This window comes from Paenibacillus sp. GL_099_B (assembly GCF_057835695.1).
This window is the reverse complement of record NZ_CM174430.1, coordinates 1229842-1250832: the sequence shown is the minus strand read 5'-3', so window position 1 is coordinate 1250832 and position 20991 is coordinate 1229842. Positions and strand designations below refer to the sequence as shown.

Here is a 20991-nt window from a genome sequence, read left to right as displayed (position 1 = left end):
TTTCTTACATTATAAGCGATGGACAAATGTCCTGAATAGTCTTTTCTCGACATTATGTTGAATCAATTCTCCAAAACATAGACATGAGGTAAGGTGCAAAACGATGATCCAGGTCATAAACTTGTAGTATAAGCTAACAACCATTAAATGGACGAGGTGCATGGCGATGAGAATCGGAATTCCGAAAGAAATCAAAAACAATGAAAACCGTGTAGCAATGACCCCAGCCGGAGCTGCTGATTTTGTCAGAGCCGGACATCAGATCATGATAGAACGTGGCGCAGGATTGGGCAGTGGATTCACAGACAACGAATATCAATCGGCCGGAGCGGAGCTTCGGGATACAGCTGCACCCGTATGGGCAGAGGCAGATATGGTTATCAAGGTCAAAGAACCCCTTGCCAGCGAATATGCCTATTTTCGTCCTGGCTTGATTCTCTTCACCTACCTGCACCTCGCAGCGGAGCCTGCACTGGCAAAGGCACTGATTGAAAGCCGGGTAACCGCCATTGCGTATGAGACACTGGAGGTCAACGGTACGCTGCCTCTGCTCACCCCGATGAGTGAAGTTGCCGGACGGATGTCGGCTCAGATTGGAGCGCAGCTGCTGGAGAAAACGGAAGGCGGCAAAGGCATTCTGTTATCCGGCGTACCCGGCGTAAGCCGTGGCAAGGTCGTGGTTATTGGTGGCGGAACGGTGGGCACGAATGCCGCCAAAATCGCGATTGGTCTGGGCGCGGATGTGACCATCCTCGATTTGAATCTGAATCGTCTGCGCCAGCTGGATGATATTTTTGGCAATCAGATTCATACGCTGGTATCGAGTCCATCCAATATTGCGTCGGCTGTTGCGGCTGCCGACCTGCTGATCTGTGCAGTGCTGATTCCAGGCGCCAAAGCGCCAACCCTTGTCAGCGAGCAAATGGTCACCACCATGGCACCCGGTTCGGTCATTGTGGATGTGGCGATTGATCAGGGCGGAATTGTGGAGACCATTGATCATATCACGACCCATGATGAACCGACCTATGTGAAGCATGGAGTTGTGCATTACGCGGTAGCGAACATGCCAGGCGCGGTGCCGCGCACGTCTACGGTGGCGCTGACCAACGCCACCATGCCTTATGCGCTGCAGCTGGCGAACCACGGTGCAGCCGCCGCGATTCGCGGCAGTTCGTCCATTCGCAGCGCAGTGAACGTGCTGAATGGACATATCACGTATGAGGCGGTTGCCCGGGATCTCGGGCATGCCTATGTTCCCGCAGGACAGGCGCTGGAGAATACCGCCGCGGTCCAGTAATCTTGATGTGATCGTTCCCACCTGGCGCCTTGTCGCCGGCCTGTGGAACGTAATAGAAGCGCCAGTTCGGGCAGATCCTGTCCAGGCTGGCGCTTCTTGTTTTTTTACATGATATAGGAATGAGATCCGAGGATGCTTCGGGTGGCCCACTAAACTACTCGTTCACTGCACACCTCGCGGAAATTACAATCCCGGCAAGCACGGCGCGAAGGCATTGGCGTGAAATACGAGACGTCCTTGGGACGGTTGTAATATTCATCAGCCACACAGGAGCGCATCTCCGCAATATACCTCCCCACGTTCTCCTCCACCTTCAGGATATCCTCTTCCGTTGCCGTAAACTCTCTGTGTGTCCCAGTTAAGAGGTACTCCACTCGCAGCTCAATCTGCTCCAGCGGAACCCGGTAATGCTCCCTCACATAGGATGCGTACAGCATCAACTGATCCGAGAAGTCATCCTCCTTGCCCGTCTTCCAGTCCACAATGACGATATTGCCGTTGCTGCGACGATATAACAAGTCCATCTTCACATATACACGCGTATCGTGCAGCATCATGGTATCCCATTTCTCAATCTCCAAAATATCCGTACTCGCACGGGACAGGTCCTCCCACGTGAGCGTCTGGTACAGATTACCGACACAGGCTGAGGCTCGTTCTTTGATCGTGGCAATCCGGTCATTCAACGTGTCATCCCCGTAATACATCTCGGACAACATCACCCGGTTCTTCGGGTCAAGCCGCCACTGATCCTGATCCATCGATTCCACATACGCCTGATTCAGCAGCTTGCGCATGGTCAGTTCCAGAAAGTGTTCACGAGGTTTATCCTTGCCTTCTTCCCTGCTTCGAACCGCCGATTCACACATCCGATGCGCGAGGTCACCGAATACGAGGTATAGATTGCTGAGCTGTTTCAACCGATACAGACGTACCTGCATCTCATCAGCCGACTCTGCCTTCCAGCCGTTATGTGCTCCATAATAATGATAATAATATTTGCGCAGGCACTCATCGAACATACTCGCCCGCGACTGCGAATAAGACCACTGCGGGTATTGTGCCATAAGATATTCTGCCTTTCTGTATGCCGGATCTGCATGAGATCCCTTAATGCTCACAGTATATAGGAAAGGGCAAAAACGCCGCAAGCACTCTTCCGTTATTTTCTTCTAACCGCAACCGTTTCCGATTCAATGCGTAACGTTTATATAGTAACATCACCAAAAGATGAAATTACAGAGCAGAACGCATACTATACTAAAAGAGTACAAGATTTTGCTTTGATATAAGATCGACCATAGATTTACACTAAAACGGAGAGGGCAGAAAAAATCTGGAAAAGCGAAGCGTTCGCCTTTATCACCGGATTTCACCTTTTAGAAAGAGAATCAAAGAAATCTGGGGGATAACAGCGATTGAAAGATTATTCTGCACGCGGAGCGGCCGAGTGTAAAACTCATGAGTTGATCTTATATGAAAAAATATTGTACAGGCATATCCTAAAAGGAGGCACCACCCATGAATCGACCGGATTGGTTCCAGGCGGAAGAAGCATTACAACAAATCCAAGTCATCGGAAGCGACCGGAATGAGCTCGTGAACATCATTGGCCATGTAGAAGGACTGAATTGTATTGGCACAGGAACGGATGCCGCGGTATTTACGTATGACGGCTTGCCGCAGTATGCTTTCAAGATGTACTCAGATCATGCCCTCGACAAACTGGAAAATGAAAAACAGGTATATGAGCAGCTCAAAGGCCTGCCCTATTTCCCTACCTATTACGGCAGCGGCCGGAATATTCTTGTGATTAGTTTTGAAGCGGGGGATACCTTGCTCGAATGTCTGGAAAAAGGAATCCCGGTCCCCGAGCAGGTCATGCTCGATGTGGACGAAGCGCGTGAGGCAGTACGCAGCCGTGGCCTGAATCCACGGGACATTCACCTGAAAAATGTAATTCTTCAGAATGGACGCGGGAAAGTCATCGACGTCTCGGAGTATATTCAGGACGGCAACGATAATCGCTGGGAGCATCTCGTCTGGGCTTATCACAACATTTATCCTCGGATCAAAGGTACACCCATATCCCCACGCATGCTGCAAACGATCAAATGGGGATACAATCAACTGGATCAGGCCAATATCAAATTGGACGACCTCTCCAAAAAGGCTAATCGACTATTCTCCAAATTCATGAAATAAACCTTTGCATATACAGATCATGTTCATATTCTGATCTCCATAAAATAATCCGGATCATCGCCAGAGATTGGCGATGATCCGGATTTTTGTTTGTGCAGCGACGACGTCAAACAAGCTGCCTATTTTAACCGCCCTTGCGAGGGTGTCATCCCTTTGTATTGTTTATACAGCTTCGTAAAATAGTTTGCGTTATCACAGCCAACCTGGGCAGCGATCTCGGTAATGGTCAGGCTGCTCTCCTGCAGCAGCTGTTCGGCTTTCGTCATTCGGCACCCGTTCACATATTCCACAAAGGTGCGTCCAGTCAGTTTTTTGAACATTTTGCAAAAATGATACGTGTTCAGCCCCACCTGACCGGCTGCCTCGGTAACGGACATTTTCCCTGTTGGCTCCGCTTCAATCTGCTCAATCAAATGTTTAAATCGTTCCCGATTGGGAAAATACGATCCCTTTGTTTTATCAGGGAGCTGGTGTGGCATAAATGTGCGGGCAAGCAGTGTGAACAAGGCATGCAGCTTGGATTTCACAACCAATTGATAGGCCAGCGGCTGTGAGGCCATCTCCTCGATGGCTTCATCCAACAGGGAGTAATAGCCTTGGCAAGCTATGTCGTGCTCCGCCGGTTTTACCGGGAACCTTACCTTCCCCTCCAGATAAGGAGCAACATATTTCAAGTGAACAGGATCATGGGTGAAATCATGAAATAATGCACTGTTGAGCACAACCGAATCATAGTGAATATCCCCTTCCTCCAGGGCATACCCGACATGCAGCGCCCCTCCAGGAATAATAATGACCTCACCTGCTTGAGCTACGTAGGGTCTGCTGTCGATATGAAATAGGGCACTGCCCATTCGCATAAAAATCAGTTCAAAGTGTTCATGCCAGTGCAAGTATAGAATGCATTCTTCCGTTTTCATCCCCCAACAACGATTCTGGAACAACTGAAATGGATGAGATTTATGGTCAATGCGGGTATTTTCGTGAAGCGCTTTCAGATCCAGCATGCTGTCTCCTCCTTTCCCCACAAGATCAGACTAATATTGCACAAGATTGTATAGAGCCATCCGGCAGATGCCCGGCTATAATGAGTGTGTCACGAAGTACTATAAGCCAATATTGGAGTGAAATACAACCATGAATAATCCGTTACGCATAGGCACCCTTGTAGGTGGACACGACGCAGTCCGCGTCATTCCACAGATCATGAAACATGGCTTCGAATCATTCAATCTGACATTCTGGCAAACAACTGGTGATCTGGACCTCGCCGAAACAGCCAAACGTGTCCGTGAAATTGTGGACGAACAAGGAATTGTCATCTCTGCAGTAAGTGTCTTTGGCAATCCGCTCACCGGAGCCGGGGATAATGCCGATACACTGGCCAGTTGGGAACGGTTGATTGACCATGCCCAGCTCTTCGGAGCGGATATCGTCTCCGGGTTTACCGGACGACTGACCGATCAACCGATTGACCAATCAATCCCACGGTTCAAGGAAGTGTTTGGAGAACTGGCACGCCGGGCTGCAGACCGGGGTGTACGCATTGCTTTTGAAAACTGTGATATGGGCGGTACATGGCAGACGGGCGATTGGAACATTGCACATAATCCAACCGCCTGGGAGATGATGTTCGATGCGGTTCCTGACGAAAACATCGGATTGGAATGGGAGCCATGCCATCAAATGTCCAGCCTGATCGACCCGATTCCGCAGCTGCGCAAGTGGGCGCCTAAAGTGTTCCATGTGCACGGCAAAGATGCCACCATTGCCTGGGACATCGTCAAAGAATATGGCGTACACGGCCCACGTGAATTCGTCTGGCACCGTACGCCCGGCTTCGGGGATACCAACTGGTCCGACATCATTACGGTTCTACGCCAAAACGGGTATCAGGGAACGATTGATATTGAAGGCTGGCATGATCCTGTCTACAAAGATGAACTCGAAATGACCGGACAGGTGCACGCACTAAAATATTTAAAACAATGTCGCGGTGGAGATTTTGTTCCCAATCCTTTATAGAAACGGGATTAACATGGAGTGGCATGATGCCTATTGCACGAGCATAGAAAATGAAAAGCATAAGGAGATGATAGGATGAGTCATCCTTATCGGGTAGTTGTGGCAGGCTGTGGGGCAATGTCCAACACCTGGGTTGATTACGCCATGCAAAGGCCGGACACGGAAATTGTAGGGCTGGTCGATCTGTATGAACAGACTGCCGCCGCACTCGCTACACGGCACGGCCTTTCCTGTCCCACGTTTACGGATATCAGTGAGGCCATTCGAGCAACTGATGCCAATATCGTATTTGATGTCACCATTCCAGCGAGCCATCACACCATTGCTATGACGGCGTTACAACAAGGATGTCATGTATTTGGCGAAAAACCTCTGGCGGAATCCTTCTCTGACTGTGAAGATATTGTTCAGACTGCACGCCGTACGGGCAATATTCAGGCTGTGATGCAAAATCGCCGTTTCGATCCACGTATTCGCGCCTATCGGCAGTTGATTTCCGACGGAACGATTGGTCAGGTCGGTTTTGCAGGGGCAGATTTCTTCCTGGGACCCCATTTTGGAGGATTCCGTGACCTGATGGATAGCCCACTGCTGCTGGATATGGCGATTCACACCTTCGACCAGGCACGTTATATTCTCGGTGCCAACCCGGTCTCGGTGTACTGCCACGAATTCAATCCTCCGGGGTCCTGGTATCAAGGCAACGCAATGGCACTATGCATCTTCGAAATGTCCGATGGCTCCGTGTTTAACTATCGCGGGTCCTGGTGCACAGAAGGTGTGCCTACTTCATGGGAAGCGTCCTGGCGTGTAACCGGAGAAAAAGGAACCGCGATCTGGGATGGACATGATGACATTTATGCTGAAGTTGTCTCAGCGCAGCATCTGGATGCGGAAGGCAAACCATCCTTTTTCCAACCGTGTGAACGGATCGAAGGAGAGCAGCCTGTCATGGAGAAAACAGGACATCACGGGTGTCTCGAAGACATGTTCGCAGCGCTGGAATCCGGACAACTACCTGAGACCGATTGCAGTGACAACCAGTTCAGTATGGCCATGGTGCTCGCATCCCTCAAAAGTGCCCGCACAGGTCAAAAGGTTCTCATCGCCGATCTGCTGAAAACCACATAGCGAAGCACCTATGTACTTGAATTAAATAAAGCCCAATCTGCAAAAGTTTAGCAGTTTGGGCTTTTTGTCTGCTTACTCTTCTATTCTAGAAATGATGTCGGCAAAAAAAAGTCATGCCAAATAGCAAACGCAGTGCAGGGGACGAAATCGATTCTGGAGAAGCAGCGCGTTCGCCTTTATCACCGGATTTCGACTTTGCAAAAGGCGATCAGGAAATCCGGGGATAACAGCGATCGAAAGAACGATTCGTAACCGGAACGGCTGCTTTGCAGGCAGTTATTTTTTTGAACTTACATCATTTTATAGGATTCCTTTTTTCATTGCCTTGTACACTAGCTGCGAGAATAGGCTGTTGGACCAGGCAAACCAGGGCCTTGTGAATGTGTTTGGATCATCCGAATGAAAACCTTCATGCATGTATCCGGTGCCTGCATCCGTGTTCTCCAGCAGATCTATCATCTCCAGCATTTCCTTATCATTGTCTGCGGTCAGACCCTGCATGGACAACGCCATATGCCAGATGTATCCGGGAGGAGTATGAGGGCTGCCGATGCCTTTGGCTGCTTGTCCTTCATAATAAAACGGATTTTCCTTGCTCAAAATAAAACGCCGTGTATTCTGGTACACGATGTCCTCCGTGGAAGCATACTCCAAATACGGTATAGACATTAGTCCCGGGGTACCTGCATCATCCATTAGGCAAAAGTTGCCGTAACCATCCGTCTCATAGGCATAAATCTGCCCATACTCGGGGTGACGGTAAGTACCGTATAGGGAAATCCCGTGTCGTATTTCTTCTTCCAGAAGGGCCATCTCGCTGACAAGCTTCTCATCCCTGAATACCCACCTCGCAATCTCCCCCATTTGGCGTAAAGTCACCGCTGCAAACATATTTGCCGGGATATTATAATGAAAATCACACGCATCATCACTAGGGCGGAAACCGGACCAGATCATCCCGGTATAGTTTACCGGCATCCCCAATCCTTCGTTACGGAGCGTATCATGGGCTGGACAATTCCGGCGTATGAATCGATATGGGGACTGCTCACCATGACGCTGCTCCGTTTTCCACAGACGTACTATGCTCTCCATCACCCTCTTGAAACGATCGTCAAATATATCCGTCAATTCCGTCTCACGCCAATATGCATAGGCGAGCCGCATAGAGAAACAAAGTGAATCCAGCTCAAACTTGCGTTCCCACACCCAAGGCGACATCTGCGTCTCATCATTCGCATCCCAATGCCATCCATTAGCCGTTTCGTTGAACGCATTGGCATAGATATCGATGTCCGCATAGAACGTATGACGTTTGATCAGCCCTCCAATGATTCGCTGCAGCTGTTCGTCTTCCTTTGCCAGCGGAACGTAGTGCATCACCTGCTCCACTGAATCACGCAGCCACATTGCCGGGATATCCCCTGTAATAACAAAGGTTGTCCCATCATCCAATAGCTTTGTCGTCGTTTCCAACGTGTTGGGAAAACAGTTACGGAACTGTGCCAGCAATCTGGGTCTATGTTGCAGCCGTTCCTCGGCCTCGGTAAGAATGTTCTGCACAGCTTGCGGTAATCCCAGATGCGGCATGGGGATTTTCGGTAATCTGAACTGTTCCATGGATGTCGTCTCCTTTGAATTGAAGTTTCCATATTTGTTTGCATCGTTTCATTCAATGATTTGTGTCACATTGTTATTTTCGTTATGATAAATTATAATAACATTATTATTTGTAAGTGTACTGTGCCGGAAGATGATCGTCAATTCATAACGGATGGTTCATTGAAAAAATAAATTGGATCATATCTTGTGGATTGAAATGGCTTGTTGGATTTATGCAAATTGTTTACATATGAAGGAGTAATGAAATGTCACCTAAAGTATCCATCCAGTCGCTGGCTGACCAGCTTGGATTATCCAAATATGCCGTCTCCCGTGCTCTCAGTGGCAAGACAGGTGTCAGCGAAGCGACACGCGCCCGTGTGCTGGAATTAGCCCGTGCCTTGGGATATCGCCAAAGCACCCCAGGAAGCAGCACTGTTCCAACTGCAATCCATACAGAACAATCCGAGCCCCCATTTGCTCTCATCTGCATGAATCAGCTCAACCGGGGTGAACCCCACTACTGGCAGCGCGTCCTCTCCGGCATGATCTCTGCCTGTAATGAAAGAGGATGGCATCATGCCATCGTATCTCCCTCTCTGGGAGTCGCTGATGAACACACGCCGCCAGAACGGGCAATCGCTCCTCACTTGGATTGGGAACGTTGTGCAGGAGTCATCGCCATGGGTGCTTTCCCCCATGCAGTCCTGCAACGACTGACCCAGACAGGCCGCCCCATTGTGCTCGTGGATCATCAGGAGCCACTGTTGAACTGTGATACTATCAGCCATGATAACCTTGAAGCAGGCATTACTGTTGCGAGATATTTAATGTCGATGCAGTGCCGCCGCATCGGTCTGATTACGGATGATGGCCGGGCTGCCAGCTTTGCACAGCGGAAGATCGGCATCGAACTGGCTTTGAACCATTTCCACGCAGACAGCAGTCGGTTGACCACGTTCAGAGAATGGAATATTCCTTATGAGAACGGCGAATGGATCGACCAATTGGCTGCTACAATCAAAAACATGCCCGCCGACGAACGGCCCGATGCCTGGATTGGCGTCAATGACGATATCGCCTTGCAGTGGATGAATAAGTTGCAGGAGATGGGATTCTCCACACCTGGGGATTGTCTTGTCATCGGTATCGACAATGTGCATGTCGCCGCTACATCGTCCCCGCCTCTGACCACTGTCAACCTGTGCAAAGAGGAGCTCGGTCAGCGTGCGATCGAAGCTTTGCAGCGCAGGATTGAACGTCCAGGCACACCGAAGGAAACGGTCATGTTATCCACGTCCCTTATTCCAAGGGAATCAGCGTAACTTAATGTGCACAACTTCTTTAGCATCAGCCAACTTAACTTTATTGAATACCAAAAAGGCCCAGCATTTTATTATGCGGGGCCTTTCTATCTCTATCTAGTTAATCATCCAAGCCTATTCCGTTCCGTTTCTTGGCATTCATAACTGTTATTTCTGCCAAGGCAGGTTTGTGTACGACGGAAGATCCACTTCCCATTTCACATCACGATATTCTCGATTAACTACGGTTCGTTTTAAGGTTAATTTCGTTCCATCTTCTTTGTAAAAACCACGGATGACCAATTTCAGATCATTAACAACGTTCTCTTCATTATTATTGGGCTTATCCGGGATTCCCATCACTTCGACGGGATACTCAGTCCCTTGGCTATCAATCGCTACCCATTGATCCCCATTGAAAGCATTTCGGAATCTTCCATTTCCCACAAGTACAAGTGAAGAATTTTCCTTTACATTCCCCTTCGGAAGGTTATAAGATCCCTGTACTGACTGATAATTGAACTCGTATAATACAATTTGATCTCCAAACTGTTCAAATTGTACAAATGTGTAGGGTTTGGAGGTGTCTTTCATGTCCTTACGCATATTATCCAAATCCACTTCTACTGACTTCTCTTCCTTCACTGGTAAGGTGTAACCATCCAGGACAAAGCGAATGTTCTTTGCATCCACCGTTACAAAAGCGGGGTCCCAGGTCTCCGACAACTTTAACGGCCCACCATCCCTAATGCCACTCTGATCACGGAGTCGGAACTTGGCTTGACGAGCACTGGGTCTACTCCCGTTAAATATTCGATATTCATTCGTTTCAGAGATTTCGATATGATAAATCAAGTCCATATAATTCGCCCAACCCTCTTCCACTTTAGCACGAAGTTCATCGTCCAGACTTACATTCATGTCAAGCCTGGTTCCATTTGGAGTTCGCACCAGCTGTGTCATATCAAGTTTCAAACCCTCAGGAGTGGTGTAGGTATTGTTCATGGGAGCCTCAACAGCCAGTGATTTGGCTTTGGTCATATCGATGTTGAATTGAAAGCTCCAGTCAACTGTTGCGCTAGGTTCCACAAATTCCCCCTTTTCGGAATTATAATACCCGGGAATCTTTAAATGACTAAGTTCCCCTCGTACAACAACTTTATCCGGAATTTCGTCCTGCAACTGGTATACAAATCTTTGATTTATTGAACTGTACAGAGTCTGATCCCCAGGGGAAGACAATGATGCAATCGAATTTCCTTTCTCATCTGTAATATGAACTCTTCCCAACTCGGGATAAACCGGATTAATCATACTACCATCTGGTGCATTTTGCTGTAAGGTCATTACAATCTGAGAACGATCTACAAGCACATTTTCAATCTTAAGCGTGTAACCCTGATCCTCAATGTTGATATTCGGATTAACCACTAGACCGAGTGGCTTCAAACGTTTGTAATCATCGGCAAAATAGGAATACTTGAGTTCTTCCGGAACAGGTATGTTAGGCAAAGGCGGGTTATTTACAGCATTTACCGTGGGTTGCGTGGATTTTGCTGTGCGATCAAAAGCAAACCATGCCCCTCCCGCAAGAATCACAACCGCCGCCGCTGCAATCCCCGTACGGCGCATCCAGTGGGATTTGGAGGCTTTTTTCGTAAATGGATTCCCGTGCTCTGCGTTTTCCATGGACACTCCATCCAGTTTCCGCATCACCTCAAGCGTAAAGTCCGCATCCGGTTCCTCACGGAATAAATGCTGTTCCCACAATCGATCCTCATCATTTGGAATAGGCTTCATACGTCGATAAACCTCCTTTGCGCTCCATTTGTTTTTTCAACGTTTTCTTCCCTCGGTAAAGTGCATTACGCACTTGTGCGGGACTCATGTCCGTAATATCTGCAATCTCTTCATAGCTCAGCTCATTCGTATATTTAAGCAGCAGCACAAGCCGATACGATTCTGGCAGTTGGTCCATCTGGCGATATATTTCACGCTGCATTTCCTTATGCAGTACATGTTTCTCTGGCGTTTCACCATTAGTTTGTTCCAAGCCCGTATGAACAGCGGTCATCACAGGCTTCTGCTGCCGCATAAAATCACGCATCCTATTCACAGCAATGGTGTATACCCAAGACGAGAAACTGCTTCCTTCCCTTCGTGTCGGAAGATAGCGGTAAATCCGGAGAAACGTATCTTGAGCGAGATCCTGTGCATCCTGATGACTCGCACCCATTCCGCGCAAAATGCCGAAGACTTTATTTTTATATCGATCCACGAGCACAGCAAATAGCTGTTTGTCCCCCGCGATAATACGCTGAATGAGCTCCTCCTCTGGTATCTGTTGAGTCATGTAATCCCCCTTCTCTACAGCTTCCATGCATGGTTCTGTACTATATAGACGGAAGCACTTCCTGAAACCTCTCACTTTATCCAAAAAAAAGAATTCGCGCCACCCGGTGCTAACCGGATGGGCGAACTCTGTAACCACTAATAGTTCATTGTTACTGCTGCACTTGCTGCCATGTGGAGTTTCTTTTTTGCTTCGTTTTTCAGTCCTCCCTGCTTTTCTCTGAGACAAAATCACTAAGCTGTGAATAGATCGCTACGATCTCATCCATCGACATACGCACTAATCCACTGGATGATGGGGCTACAAATTCATGAATTTCCTTGACGACCGGGTCGTCCTGAAATCCCCATTCCGCTTTGGCACGCTGACTGTACTGGGTGTATACCCCTTTCCCAACAAAACAGGCGATATCTGGTCGGTACTCCTCCAGCTTTTGCCGTAAAATCTGCCGTCCCTCTGCATATTCTTCCTTTGTAATATCGTCCATACCTCTCGTCGGTCGGGCCACAATATTCGTAAATCCGTACCCCAGCTTCAGCAACTCTCCATCCTCTTGTGCATCATATAAACGAGGAGTCAATCCGGAACGTTCAAGAATGCGCCAGAAACGGTTTCCTTTATAAGCATAATGATGACCCGTCTCTCCAGACGTGACACTGGGATTGAATCCGATAAATAATATCGATAAACCATAATCCAGATGATCTGGAATCATAATGAAAAGCCCCCTTATCTTTTTTAGTCATTTACATCTTTCATCTGTGTATAAAATGATATAATGGTTGAAGTATTTTCGAAATCGGACTGAAATTTTCATGAAAAAGGAAGCTGAACTGATGATTGCAGACATCATGCTTGAAGTCGTCCTGCCCGTCTTTCTCCTGATTGCCGTCGGGTCCTGGATGCAAAAGGTGTTCAAGTTGGACTTGTACACCCTCGCCAAAATCAATTTCTATTGTATTACCCCCGCAGCCGTCTTTATGAGCATGTATCACTCCGATATGTCGGGGGAATTGCTCGGAACTGTCACGCTTTTTTACGCCTTATATGTAATTATTCTCTATATTGTGGGGTCTGTGTTCGCACGCTCGCTTCGCATGAATAAAGGCATGAAGGCCGCCTTCAACAACAGCATCATGCTGGACAACGCAGGCAATTATGGTCTGCCCATCAACTCCCTGGTATTTCGTGGTGATCCGCTGGCCTCTTCCATTCAGGCACTGGTCATGTCTTTACAGGCATTGCTGACGTTTACCTATGGTGTGCTGTCCATTCAGGGTGCGAAGCTCAAAGGCAATTACCGTGCGGTGATCATTGGATTTCTAAAAATGCCGGTTCCTTATGCGCTGTTGCTCGGCATTTTGTTTCATATGGGGAATATTCCATTGCCCACTTTCCTGTCCATGCCGCTGACTTACGCGCAGCAAAGTATGGTCGCTGTAGCACTCTTGACACTCGGCGCCCAAATTGTAAAATATCCAATTCGCCTGTATCGTCTTGATGTGTATATTAGCACATTTCTGCGTTTGCTGATTGGCCCAGCCATCGGGATTTCCATTGTGCTGCTGCTCGGTTTGCAAGGTATCGCCGCTCAGGCCCTTATTATCGCATCCGGTATGCCTACCGGAGTCAATGCGTCCATTCTGGCCGAAGAGTATGATAACGAGCCAGACTTTGCGGCCCAGACAGTTTTGATCTCGACGCTGCTTAACATCATTACGATTACCGCACTGATTTCGTTTGCGAAGACGTTCTAACCTCATACGTAAAAAAACTAGTCCACTCTCCCCTATGGAGCTGTGGACTTTATTTTGTCTGAGGAGAAGCTAGCACAACCCAAAAAAAGTCCAAACGCAGCCTTACTCGGATGCGCTTGAACTCCCTTTGTTAATGCATATTCCATCTGATCAAGTCTATTGTATAACTGACCAGCCCTTAGAAAACTAAGATTCACATGTCGTCCGTTCAGGGAACTTACCGCCTTCTCTGAACAAACAACGAACCAGTCGCTGTGCGGCCCGATTGAAATAAAAACTCGGACTGACACCCTCGACCTGAACAGGTTCCAGCTCTTTCACACTTTCCTTGACCTTATTCATTTCAATGAGTCCCATCTTCCGCTCATTCGGTCCGAATCGATAAATAACCTTTTCATCGTCTTCCGTCTGTTTCACCAGCAGAATGATTGACGCCATACAGGTTACCCCCTATCGTTACGTTGTGAGATTCCAATGACCACTTGCTTACTATTAATTATTACCCAGAACGGATTGGAAACATATAGGGCTTTAGTTATTTATATTAACGTTAAAACTCCTAATTTTAATTATCTTGAATGAAATATTTTGACGGAAAATAACAAAAACAGGCTTGGATATACCAAACCTGCCCTATTAATTTGCATCCAAAGGAATCAGAAGTCTCATGCTTTACCGATTCTGTTACAAACGTGGGTCCACCGGTTCAGACTCCAAAGCCAATGTCGCGAGCACACATTCATGAACCCTTTCCACAGGCTCCATGCGCACAAAACGCTCGATTCCCTCCATGCCCAAGGCACTTTCCATCAGAGCGTGGCGCTCTTTTTTGGAGGTTTTGCGTTTGCTGAGCCGGGACAAATTGTCCGGTGTGAGGTAATCCATGCCATAAATGATGTGCAAATACGCACGACCTCGTACTTTAATCGCAGGTTGGATCATTTTGTTGCCGTTCCAGGCACGGAATGTTTCCGGCTTGATGACAATACCTTCATGTCCTTCTGCCGTGATTTCATCCCACCAACGAATGACCTCATCTTCATCTGCCCTACCTGCAATTACGCGATATTCTGTTTCCATCATCATCGTAGACATCCGAGCGAACTCACGATTTTGCTCCATATGCCATTCATGTGTCTGATCCCAGAACGCTCCGGTGCTATGTGCCAAGGTATGAAACGGCGCAATACGAATATCTCCGATGTCCTCTACATCCCAGCAATATTTCTGAAATACGTCGCGGAATGTTCTAGCATTGGCGAGCTTACGTTCTGTGTCCTGCAACCACTCCTCCACCTCTCGGCCTGCCACTTCGGCTTCACGCAATTTGGTTAGCACCAATTCCCGATCCATCAACGAGGCCTCCGCTACATGTGCATACTGCGATGAGATCAGCTCCCGCGCTTTCAGATTCCAAGGTACGATCTCTGCATCGAGTAATACAAACTCCGTCTGATGACGGTCAAAATAACCCGCTGCGATCAAATCCGCATGTAATCTTGATAACACCTCCTGCTCAATCGTCCGGTCAAAAAAGGAACGTCCTGTCCGGGTCACAATGTTCCCCAGCATTGGTCTTCCCACCCGCTTCTCAGCTACCTGTTCGTCCCGGAACAGGAGCATAATGGCACGGCTTCCCATATGTTTTTTCTCCGCTACCATCCGTGTAACACCCTGAGATCGGTAGTACTGGAACGCATCCCGTGGATGTTCCAAATACCCTTCTACCGAAGAAGCTGTTGGTGGTGGGCTCATCGTAGGCGGGATGTAAACCAGTTCCTCCAAAGGTACGGTAAAATGGGAAAACGTATCAATCGCCGCCTTCGCCACCTCAGCATGAATGGATACATCCAGCCGGGACCCGGTTTGCACTGTGAATCCTTCCTTGAATTTACGTAAGTTCGGAGGTGCGAATCTCCGCCGTTCCCAACGTTTAAGTGGACTGTCCGAATCTTCAGCGTAATCCTGCTTTGCCGGAACACTAATTGCTTCGCGTTCCGGCATCCGCCACGCTGTGAGCATACCACCAAAAACAACGCCTTGATCAATATTGACCGTATCTTTCACTATCATGGGATATGGATGTGGATCGTGTCCCCAGACAATGCATTCACCCGAAGTGTGATCTACGTACCAATCCTTGCGAATCGGTCTGCCGTGCTCATCCGTTCCCTCCACATCACCGTAGCGGCAATAATCCTGAATGCGTTTGGACTGTTTCCCGATAAAGTGATCCCGAATCCCTGCATGTGCTACAACCACCTGACGCACGCCATTTCTTGAAAAAATAAGATGCGATGGCGCATCAAGCAGAAATGTCCTTAGTTCTTCTCGTACTTGCAGTGCCGTCTCTTGGCCCTGCTCCTGCTCCAACTGAATAAGCTCGGCCTCCACATATTCATCGCCATGACTCAACGTAACGTCACGACCATCCAGATAACGTCCTATCTTCCAGCCATGATTGCTGTCGATCATGTAGGCCAGTCCGGATGCACAATGCCGATGCCAGAACAATAGACATTTTAACGATTCTGGTCCCCGACTGGTTACGTCTCCAACCGAAACCAACTTCCGTCCTTCCGGATGATAGTAAAGCCCACTTCCATCCTTATCCACATATCCGAGTCGCAGAATTAATTCCAACATTTCTTCATAACAGCCGTGAATGTCTCCAATGATGTCGATACCTGTATCCATATCAATCACAAGAGGGTTGGATGTACGGATAAACGAGAATTCATCGGGCTGTTTCAGCACATAATTAGTGTCGAAGCCATCTTCACGGATGGAGCGTAGTGTTCGTTTAAACTGCTGCAACTGTTGTTTCACCCTCTGACGTCCGCGCGGATACTCTCGCTGAGCATCACGTTCGAGCAGTTCTTTTTCAGGGATATCCAGTACGACAGCAATCACGGGTACATGAGCTTTTCTGGCGATTTGAATCAAACGCTGACGATCCTCCGGATACAGATGGGTGGCATCAACCCAGGTCAGCTTGTTCAGACGGCAGCGGGTTGCGAGCATCGCCTCCATCGCTTCAAACGCCCTGGCAGATACCTGCTGATACTCGGCATAGATTACGTCTGCTTCGCTACGAGGCCGATGTTTCCAATCCACATACTCGTCATCTCCAATTAGCATTCGGAATTGGTCAGATGAGACCGCTTCGGTTCTTCTGATGACGCCTTCTACAACGAGACGATCCAACAACGTGCTTTTACCACTGTTCGAAGGCCCCACCAGAACAACGATGCCTGCATGCGGCAAGCGAATTTCACGCTGTCTTCGATCCATGGCATTCGCCTCATCGCCCTGGCACCTGACTGTATCTTCTATCTCATTAGGCTTCCTGTTGTTCTTCATGATCCATTCTCCTTTCTCCGCTCAAAAATGACCAGTTGTGTAGGTTGTCCGTATTCCTCTGCGTAATCACCAATACCCCTTATTTCAAAAGTATAATTCCCTTGAAGTGCCCATTCCTCACATCGTTCAGCCAATTCCGCCCGAGTCCACTCGAAACGATGATCATGGTGACGGAAGCTCTCCTGCTCCATCGCATACACTTCGTTGTACTCTTTGTTCGGAGTCGTCACTAGCAACACATCGGGTCGATAATCATTCATAATGGTATCCATAATTCCGTTCAAGCGATACGCTTCGATATGCTCTATCACTTCACACAGGATCATGACATCCTGGTTTTGCATCTGTTCATCAAAATAATAGAGCGAACCGATCACAGGCTCCGGCATAGCAATGACCCCACTGCGATCTTCCAGCTTCGCAAAGCGCTCCATAGCCCGAAGCCGTGACTGGCCTGATGGTTCAACGGCCAGAATGGATTCCACGCCCGAAATGTAGGCTAAACGAGCAGAAAGCTTGCCTTCCCCGGCTCCCATATCGACAATACGCCGTTTGACTGGAAGACCTGTAACCACTTCCGTGATTGCACGATAACGCAGTTCATTTAATCTCACTGGTGACTCAGATCGCTCAACCTCACCTGCCGAGCCATCTTGAATCCCCTCATCACTCTCATTGATATCCTTATCCGAAATCTGATTCAACTCACCTGCCTGCTCAACCGAAACAGATAAAGCCCCTTCCTGAAGCTCATACTTTCGAATTAGTTCAGAAAATCGCAGTGTACGTCGGACAATAAGCTCTTTCAACGGATGGTTTTCCAGCCATCCTTCGCCATAACGTTTGATCTTATCAATCTCATCTTCACTGATGAAATAATGTTTGTAGTTGTCCAACACTGGGATCAGCAGAAATAACTGACGCAGTGCATTTTGCACCGTGACCTGTCCATGCAGCCTAACACGGCGGATGGAGCTTTTCTTTTTCAGATCAAACGTATAAGACAACTCATCTCGCTCAAGGGTAACCGCGTAGCCGAGTGACGAGAATAGTTCCTCCACAACCCGATCAGGGAGGTCCGATGCAACAGGTCCAAATGACAGTTCCATATCGAACGGGTGCTCCACCCATTGCACATAGTCTTCCTTCGGTTTACCATTCAGTGCCGTCCCCAGCGCAGGACGTATGTAAGAGCAGAACAGACTGCTCGTCACAAATTCTCGGTCATTAATGTATTGTGTAATGTCGTAACCGTTCGGAGTGCCTCTTACCAGATCAACAGGATCAGGCTCGGCATGAATCAGCACTTCGGTTTCACTCTCGGTATCGGTGATGTACACAATTCGTACGCGTACACCTTTTTCCATCCGGTCATATACGTTATGTGGATTCTTCGCCAGCAAACGCGATACAGCTCCTGACCCTGCTCCTCTTGCTTTCATCATTAGATGCATCAGTTCTCCTCCTCCTTCTTCTTATTATTCTTATTCCTTTGCCGCCCACACCTCTTGTAGTGCAAAACGGAAGATCCGATCCAGTTCTTCATATTGAATAATCTGTTCATTTTCCAGTTGGGAGGCCAGTTGTTCAAAATGCACAATCTTCTCTGCCAAAAAAGCCTGTATCGCGGGTAGCTGCGGTTCCAGGTCGAGTTCCTCGCCTGCCTTTTTCCGGCGCAGCAGTTCATGGATTTCCGTATAGAGCGGCGTGCTCTGAGGAACAAGCTCTTGCACCAGCTCTTCGAATGCCATCGGCGGCATCGCATCATAACGTTCGATCCAGCCACAGGCCAGCAGTGGGCGCAGCACATAGAAATACTTTTTGATCTTCACCTGCTCACCCTGCAGATAATCCCGGAAGTTTCCCTTCGCCATATTCAGATAATGGTACATACAGGACTTTGGCGAGAAGGTCAAAGGCGACAGTGCACGAATATGCTCTGCCACGCTGTACGGTTCGTCATACTGAATCGGGGATTGCAGCCACTCCAGTAGCGGTGGATTCGACTTGCGAAACAGCTTCAAGGCTTTGCGCAAATCCCAACCATTAATATCGAGCTGATCACTGATTGGGCGTTCGATAACATCCCTTTTATCCTCAATGGACAAGTACCATTCCAGCGGTCTCACATACAGAAAACGAACATCATAATCGCTGTCCTGTGAAGGAAATCCCCATGCCCGGCTGCCCGATTCACAGGCATAGATGATCCGCACCTGCTCCTCCTGTTCAATCTGCTTCAGCTGCTGTCTAATCGTATCTCTCATTTCTTCATGAACATGAGTCATCTCTGTGGCCTCCACATTTTCCAATTTAAATCTCTACCTCTCTCACCCGGCTCGCAAGTGTATCATATCCCGCTATAGTCTCAGCAATATACGTCAGTACCGTTTCACTCCACCCATAGATATAAAAGGTTTTGCCATCCCGTGGCGGTACCATTGCCTGCTGATAAGGTGCAATATCCACAATAAATGCCTTCAGGTCCGGATTCATCATCCGGCGATAACGTTCAAGCTCAACATATAACGGACTGCCTTCATTCTGCTGTTCATCGGTAATCATAATGATCTGATCCACTTTTTCTCCGATATCCCGCAGCTCTCGTACAGGCCGTCCCGTGTCGGTTCCACCTTGTGCGCGAATCCGGTGAGCTTGGGAAAGGATGCTTTCATCCATCTTGGGACGAGCATCTTCAACCATATGGTCGAATAACCAGAACAACGAGTTGCCTCGTGTTTGTTTATATAGCGCCAGTGCCAGCACCGATCCAATTCGCAAATAATCCCCTTGCATGGAACCGGAGCGATCCAGGAAAATGGCGGTTCTTCCCGGCAGCGATGGCAGGTTGCCAATTGATAGCTCCACCGCTTCCCGCAAAGCATATCGCAGCTCTTCTCTTGCGATCATTTCATAAGCACTAGCGAATCGGAAAGGTAAGATACGCGACTTGCGCAGGGCTTCTGCATCCGCTAGACGGCCCGTTACGTAATCGATATTTTTCGATTTTTCAAAAACTCCCGCCCGATCCATTGCATTCAGATGACGCAACAATGCAAAGGTCGGCATCTGGGACATCAACGCCTCCCATACCGTACGTGTCGGCTGCATGATCGATGTGACCACCGAATACGGCAGTTTGCCTTTTTCGATCAGATGCATCCGACTTGCCGGGTTAGGGGTAGCCTTCAACTTTTCTAGCGCCTGCAACTGCGGCAGGTCTGTAAGATCCACCTCATGTCCTCGCAAATAACGGAACAAGGCTTGTTGCTTCATATCTGTCGGCTTGGGGTGTGCTGTAGCGATCATATCGCCCAGACTGTATCCACGCCCGCGCCCGTTGTATTTGATTGCCCAATATTCAGTGATGCCGTTCAAAAATTGACTCACCTGGCGCTTCACCGCTCGACCGCCCTGCCCCCGATCCGTTCCTCTTAGAATCGTCAGAAAATCGGCCAAGTCAGCCGGTGTCTGTACGACCTTGGAGAATACCTTCGCAAACTGATCCGGGTCCACCTTGGACAAGAGCGCCAGACCATATAGAGGCTGTAACCGCATCAAACCTTCATTACGAGCATAGACCAGCGCCCGCGCCATAAACCCTGCATCGACCTCAGCCATCTCCTGATGACTGGCCATCGCATCATCCATCAGTTGCTGTGTGTCTGCATAAAACGTATTGTTCAATGTATTGGTCATCAACATCTGTATATATTGTTCCTCCACCAAACGCTCATAGGCTCCGTAGCCCCCATGATTACGTGTAGTTGGCTGAGGTTGATTAAATAATTGTTTTGCTCTGCTCATCACTCATGACCTCCCGGTGTGAGTCTAGTTACTGGTATTCCATAATAAAATGTTCCGAGGAAAAAGGTGGGAAGGTATAATACCCGCTCTACCGCTGAGCTACACCGCCATGAACGGCGGCGATTGGATTCGAACCAACGACCT

At 48.4% G+C, this 20991-nt stretch carries 17 protein-coding genes; 6 read left to right on the top strand and 11 right to left on the bottom strand.

The features are described from left to right. Positions 1–166: 166 nt before the first annotated feature. A complete protein-coding gene (gene ald, locus AC3ITG_RS05680; protein WP_489253101.1) occupies positions 167–1300 on the top strand; it encodes an alanine dehydrogenase in 1134 nt (377 codons plus the stop codon). A 149-nt stretch (positions 1301–1449) separates the two neighbouring features. Here ald and AC3ITG_RS05675 read toward each other — a convergent pair whose 3' ends face one another. Then, positions 1450–2367 (bottom strand): PD-(D/E)XK nuclease family protein, encoded by a 918-nt coding sequence (locus tag AC3ITG_RS05675; RefSeq protein ID WP_489253100.1) that lies wholly within the window; start codon positions 2365–2367, stop codon positions 1450–1452. A 454-nt stretch (positions 2368–2821) separates the two neighbouring features. Here AC3ITG_RS05675 and AC3ITG_RS05670 point away from each other — a divergent pair, with 454 nt between their 5' ends. Next, positions 2822–3505, top strand: coding sequence for a serine/threonine protein kinase (locus tag AC3ITG_RS05670; RefSeq protein WP_076290223.1), 684 nt, complete (start codon positions 2822–2824; stop codon positions 3503–3505). Between the two features lie 119 nt (positions 3506–3624). Here AC3ITG_RS05670 and AC3ITG_RS05665 read toward each other — a convergent pair whose 3' ends face one another. Further along, on the bottom strand, positions 3625–4512 hold the full coding sequence (locus tag AC3ITG_RS05665) for a helix-turn-helix transcriptional regulator (RefSeq protein WP_489253099.1): 888 nt from the start codon (positions 4510–4512) through the stop codon (positions 3625–3627). Between the two features lie 130 nt (positions 4513–4642). Here AC3ITG_RS05665 and AC3ITG_RS05660 point away from each other — a divergent pair, with 130 nt between their 5' ends. Beyond that, the gene (locus tag AC3ITG_RS05660) at positions 4643–5530 is read left to right on the top strand and encodes a sugar phosphate isomerase/epimerase family protein (RefSeq protein WP_489253098.1); all 888 of its coding nucleotides are present in this window, start codon (positions 4643–4645) and stop codon (positions 5528–5530) included. A gap of 75 nt (positions 5531–5605) precedes the next feature. Next, complete coding sequence (locus AC3ITG_RS05655; protein ID WP_489253097.1) at positions 5606–6661, top strand: Gfo/Idh/MocA family protein; 1056 nt, start codon at positions 5606–5608, stop codon at positions 6659–6661. Positions 6662–6961: 300 nt separating this feature from the next. Here the strand turns inward: AC3ITG_RS05655 and AC3ITG_RS05650 are convergent, their stop codons facing one another. Further along, on the bottom strand, positions 6962–8281 hold the full coding sequence (locus AC3ITG_RS05650; protein WP_489253096.1) for a glycoside hydrolase family 125 protein: 1320 nt from the start codon (positions 8279–8281) through the stop codon (positions 6962–6964). Between the two features lie 248 nt (positions 8282–8529). Here AC3ITG_RS05650 and AC3ITG_RS05645 point away from each other — a divergent pair, with 248 nt between their 5' ends. Then, positions 8530–9588, top strand: coding sequence for a LacI family DNA-binding transcriptional regulator (locus AC3ITG_RS05645; RefSeq protein WP_489253095.1), 1059 nt, complete (start codon positions 8530–8532; stop codon positions 9586–9588). A gap of 147 nt (positions 9589–9735) precedes the next feature. Here the strand turns inward: AC3ITG_RS05645 and AC3ITG_RS05640 are convergent, their stop codons facing one another. The 3 genes from AC3ITG_RS05640 to AC3ITG_RS05630 all read right to left on the bottom strand — a co-directional run bounded on the left by AC3ITG_RS05640 (position 9736) and on the right by AC3ITG_RS05630 (position 12635). Further along, complete coding sequence (locus AC3ITG_RS05640) at positions 9736–11367, bottom strand: hypothetical protein (RefSeq protein WP_489253094.1); 1632 nt, start codon at positions 11365–11367, stop codon at positions 9736–9738. Next, positions 11348–11920 carry an RNA polymerase sigma factor gene (locus AC3ITG_RS05635; RefSeq protein ID WP_064641084.1) on the bottom strand — a complete coding sequence of 191 codons (573 nt, stop codon included), beginning with the start codon at positions 11918–11920 and terminating at the stop codon, positions 11348–11350. The genes AC3ITG_RS05640 and AC3ITG_RS05635 overlap by 20 nt, the downstream gene beginning before the upstream one ends. A 199-nt stretch (positions 11921–12119) precedes the next feature. Then, a complete protein-coding gene (locus AC3ITG_RS05630) occupies positions 12120–12635 on the bottom strand; it encodes a mismatch-specific DNA-glycosylase (protein WP_489253093.1) in 516 nt (171 codons plus the stop codon). Positions 12636–12756: 121 nt separating this feature from the next. Between AC3ITG_RS05630 and AC3ITG_RS05625 the strand changes: the two genes are divergently transcribed. Beyond that, a complete protein-coding gene (locus AC3ITG_RS05625) occupies positions 12757–13677 on the top strand; it encodes an AEC family transporter (protein WP_062320726.1) in 921 nt (306 codons plus the stop codon). A 186-nt stretch (positions 13678–13863) separates the two neighbouring features. Here AC3ITG_RS05625 and AC3ITG_RS05620 read toward each other — a convergent pair whose 3' ends face one another. From AC3ITG_RS05620 to AC3ITG_RS05600, 5 genes are all read right to left on the bottom strand, one after another. Further along, positions 13864–14115: an RNA-binding protein gene (locus AC3ITG_RS05620; protein ID WP_024633439.1), complete on the bottom strand. Its 252-nt coding sequence runs from the start codon at positions 14113–14115 to the stop codon at positions 13864–13866. Positions 14116–14361: 246 nt separating this feature from the next. After that, complete coding sequence (locus AC3ITG_RS05615) at positions 14362–16971, bottom strand: polynucleotide kinase-phosphatase (RefSeq protein WP_489254417.1); 2610 nt, start codon at positions 16969–16971, stop codon at positions 14362–14364. 65 nt (positions 16972–17036) lie between these two features. Then, on the bottom strand, positions 17037–18494 hold the full coding sequence (locus AC3ITG_RS05610; protein ID WP_489253092.1) for a 3' terminal RNA ribose 2'-O-methyltransferase Hen1: 1458 nt from the start codon (positions 18492–18494) through the stop codon (positions 17037–17039). Between the two features lie 30 nt (positions 18495–18524). Next, the gene (locus AC3ITG_RS05605; RefSeq protein WP_489253091.1) at positions 18525–19328 is read right to left on the bottom strand and encodes a nucleotidyltransferase domain-containing protein; all 804 of its coding nucleotides are present in this window, start codon (positions 19326–19328) and stop codon (positions 18525–18527) included. 25 nt (positions 19329–19353) lie between these two features. Beyond that, the gene (locus tag AC3ITG_RS05600) at positions 19354–20847 is read right to left on the bottom strand and encodes a TROVE domain-containing protein (protein ID WP_489253090.1); all 1494 of its coding nucleotides are present in this window, start codon (positions 20845–20847) and stop codon (positions 19354–19356) included. Between the last annotated feature and the right edge of the window lie 144 nt (positions 20848–20991).

Excerpts from the sequence above, each read along its gene's own strand:
- AC3ITG_RS05640 (WP_489253094.1), bottom strand. The coding sequence starts at position 11,367 with ATGAAGCCTATTCCAAATGATGAGGATCGATTGTGGGAACAGCATTTA.
- AC3ITG_RS05600 (WP_489253090.1), bottom strand. The coding sequence starts at position 20,847 with ATGAGCAGAGCAAAACAATTATTTAATCAACCTCAGCCAACTACACGT.
- AC3ITG_RS05655 (WP_489253097.1), top strand. The coding sequence starts at position 5,606 with ATGAGTCATCCTTATCGGGTAGTTGTGGCAGGCTGTGGGGCAATGTCC.
- AC3ITG_RS05645 (WP_489253095.1), top strand. The coding sequence starts at position 8,530 with ATGTCACCTAAAGTATCCATCCAGTCGCTGGCTGACCAGCTTGGATTA.
- AC3ITG_RS05615 (WP_489254417.1), bottom strand. The coding sequence starts at position 16,971 with ATGGATCGAAGACAGCGTGAAATTCGCTTGCCGCATGCAGGCATCGTT.
- AC3ITG_RS05665 (WP_489253099.1), bottom strand. The coding sequence starts at position 4,512 with ATGCTGGATCTGAAAGCGCTTCACGAAAATACCCGCATTGACCATAAA.
- AC3ITG_RS05630 (WP_489253093.1), bottom strand. The coding sequence starts at position 12,635 with ATGATTCCAGATCATCTGGATTATGGTTTATCGATATTATTTATCGGA.
- ald (WP_489253101.1), top strand. The coding sequence starts at position 167 with ATGAGAATCGGAATTCCGAAAGAAATCAAAAACAATGAAAACCGTGTA.
- AC3ITG_RS05650 (WP_489253096.1), bottom strand. The coding sequence starts at position 8,281 with ATGGAACAGTTCAGATTACCGAAAATCCCCATGCCGCATCTGGGATTA.
- AC3ITG_RS05605 (WP_489253091.1), bottom strand. The coding sequence starts at position 19,328 with ATGACTCATGTTCATGAAGAAATGAGAGATACGATTAGACAGCAGCTG.
- AC3ITG_RS05675 (WP_489253100.1), bottom strand. The coding sequence starts at position 2,367 with ATGGCACAATACCCGCAGTGGTCTTATTCGCAGTCGCGGGCGAGTATG.
- AC3ITG_RS05670 (WP_076290223.1), top strand. The coding sequence starts at position 2,822 with ATGAATCGACCGGATTGGTTCCAGGCGGAAGAAGCATTACAACAAATC.
- AC3ITG_RS05660 (WP_489253098.1), top strand. The coding sequence starts at position 4,643 with ATGAATAATCCGTTACGCATAGGCACCCTTGTAGGTGGACACGACGCA.
- AC3ITG_RS05635 (WP_064641084.1), bottom strand. The coding sequence starts at position 11,920 with ATGACTCAACAGATACCAGAGGAGGAGCTCATTCAGCGTATTATCGCG.
- AC3ITG_RS05620 (WP_024633439.1), bottom strand. The coding sequence starts at position 14,115 with ATGGCGTCAATCATTCTGCTGGTGAAACAGACGGAAGACGATGAAAAG.
- AC3ITG_RS05610 (WP_489253092.1), bottom strand. The coding sequence starts at position 18,494 with ATGCATCTAATGATGAAAGCAAGAGGAGCAGGGTCAGGAGCTGTATCG.
- AC3ITG_RS05625 (WP_062320726.1), top strand. The coding sequence starts at position 12,757 with ATGATTGCAGACATCATGCTTGAAGTCGTCCTGCCCGTCTTTCTCCTG.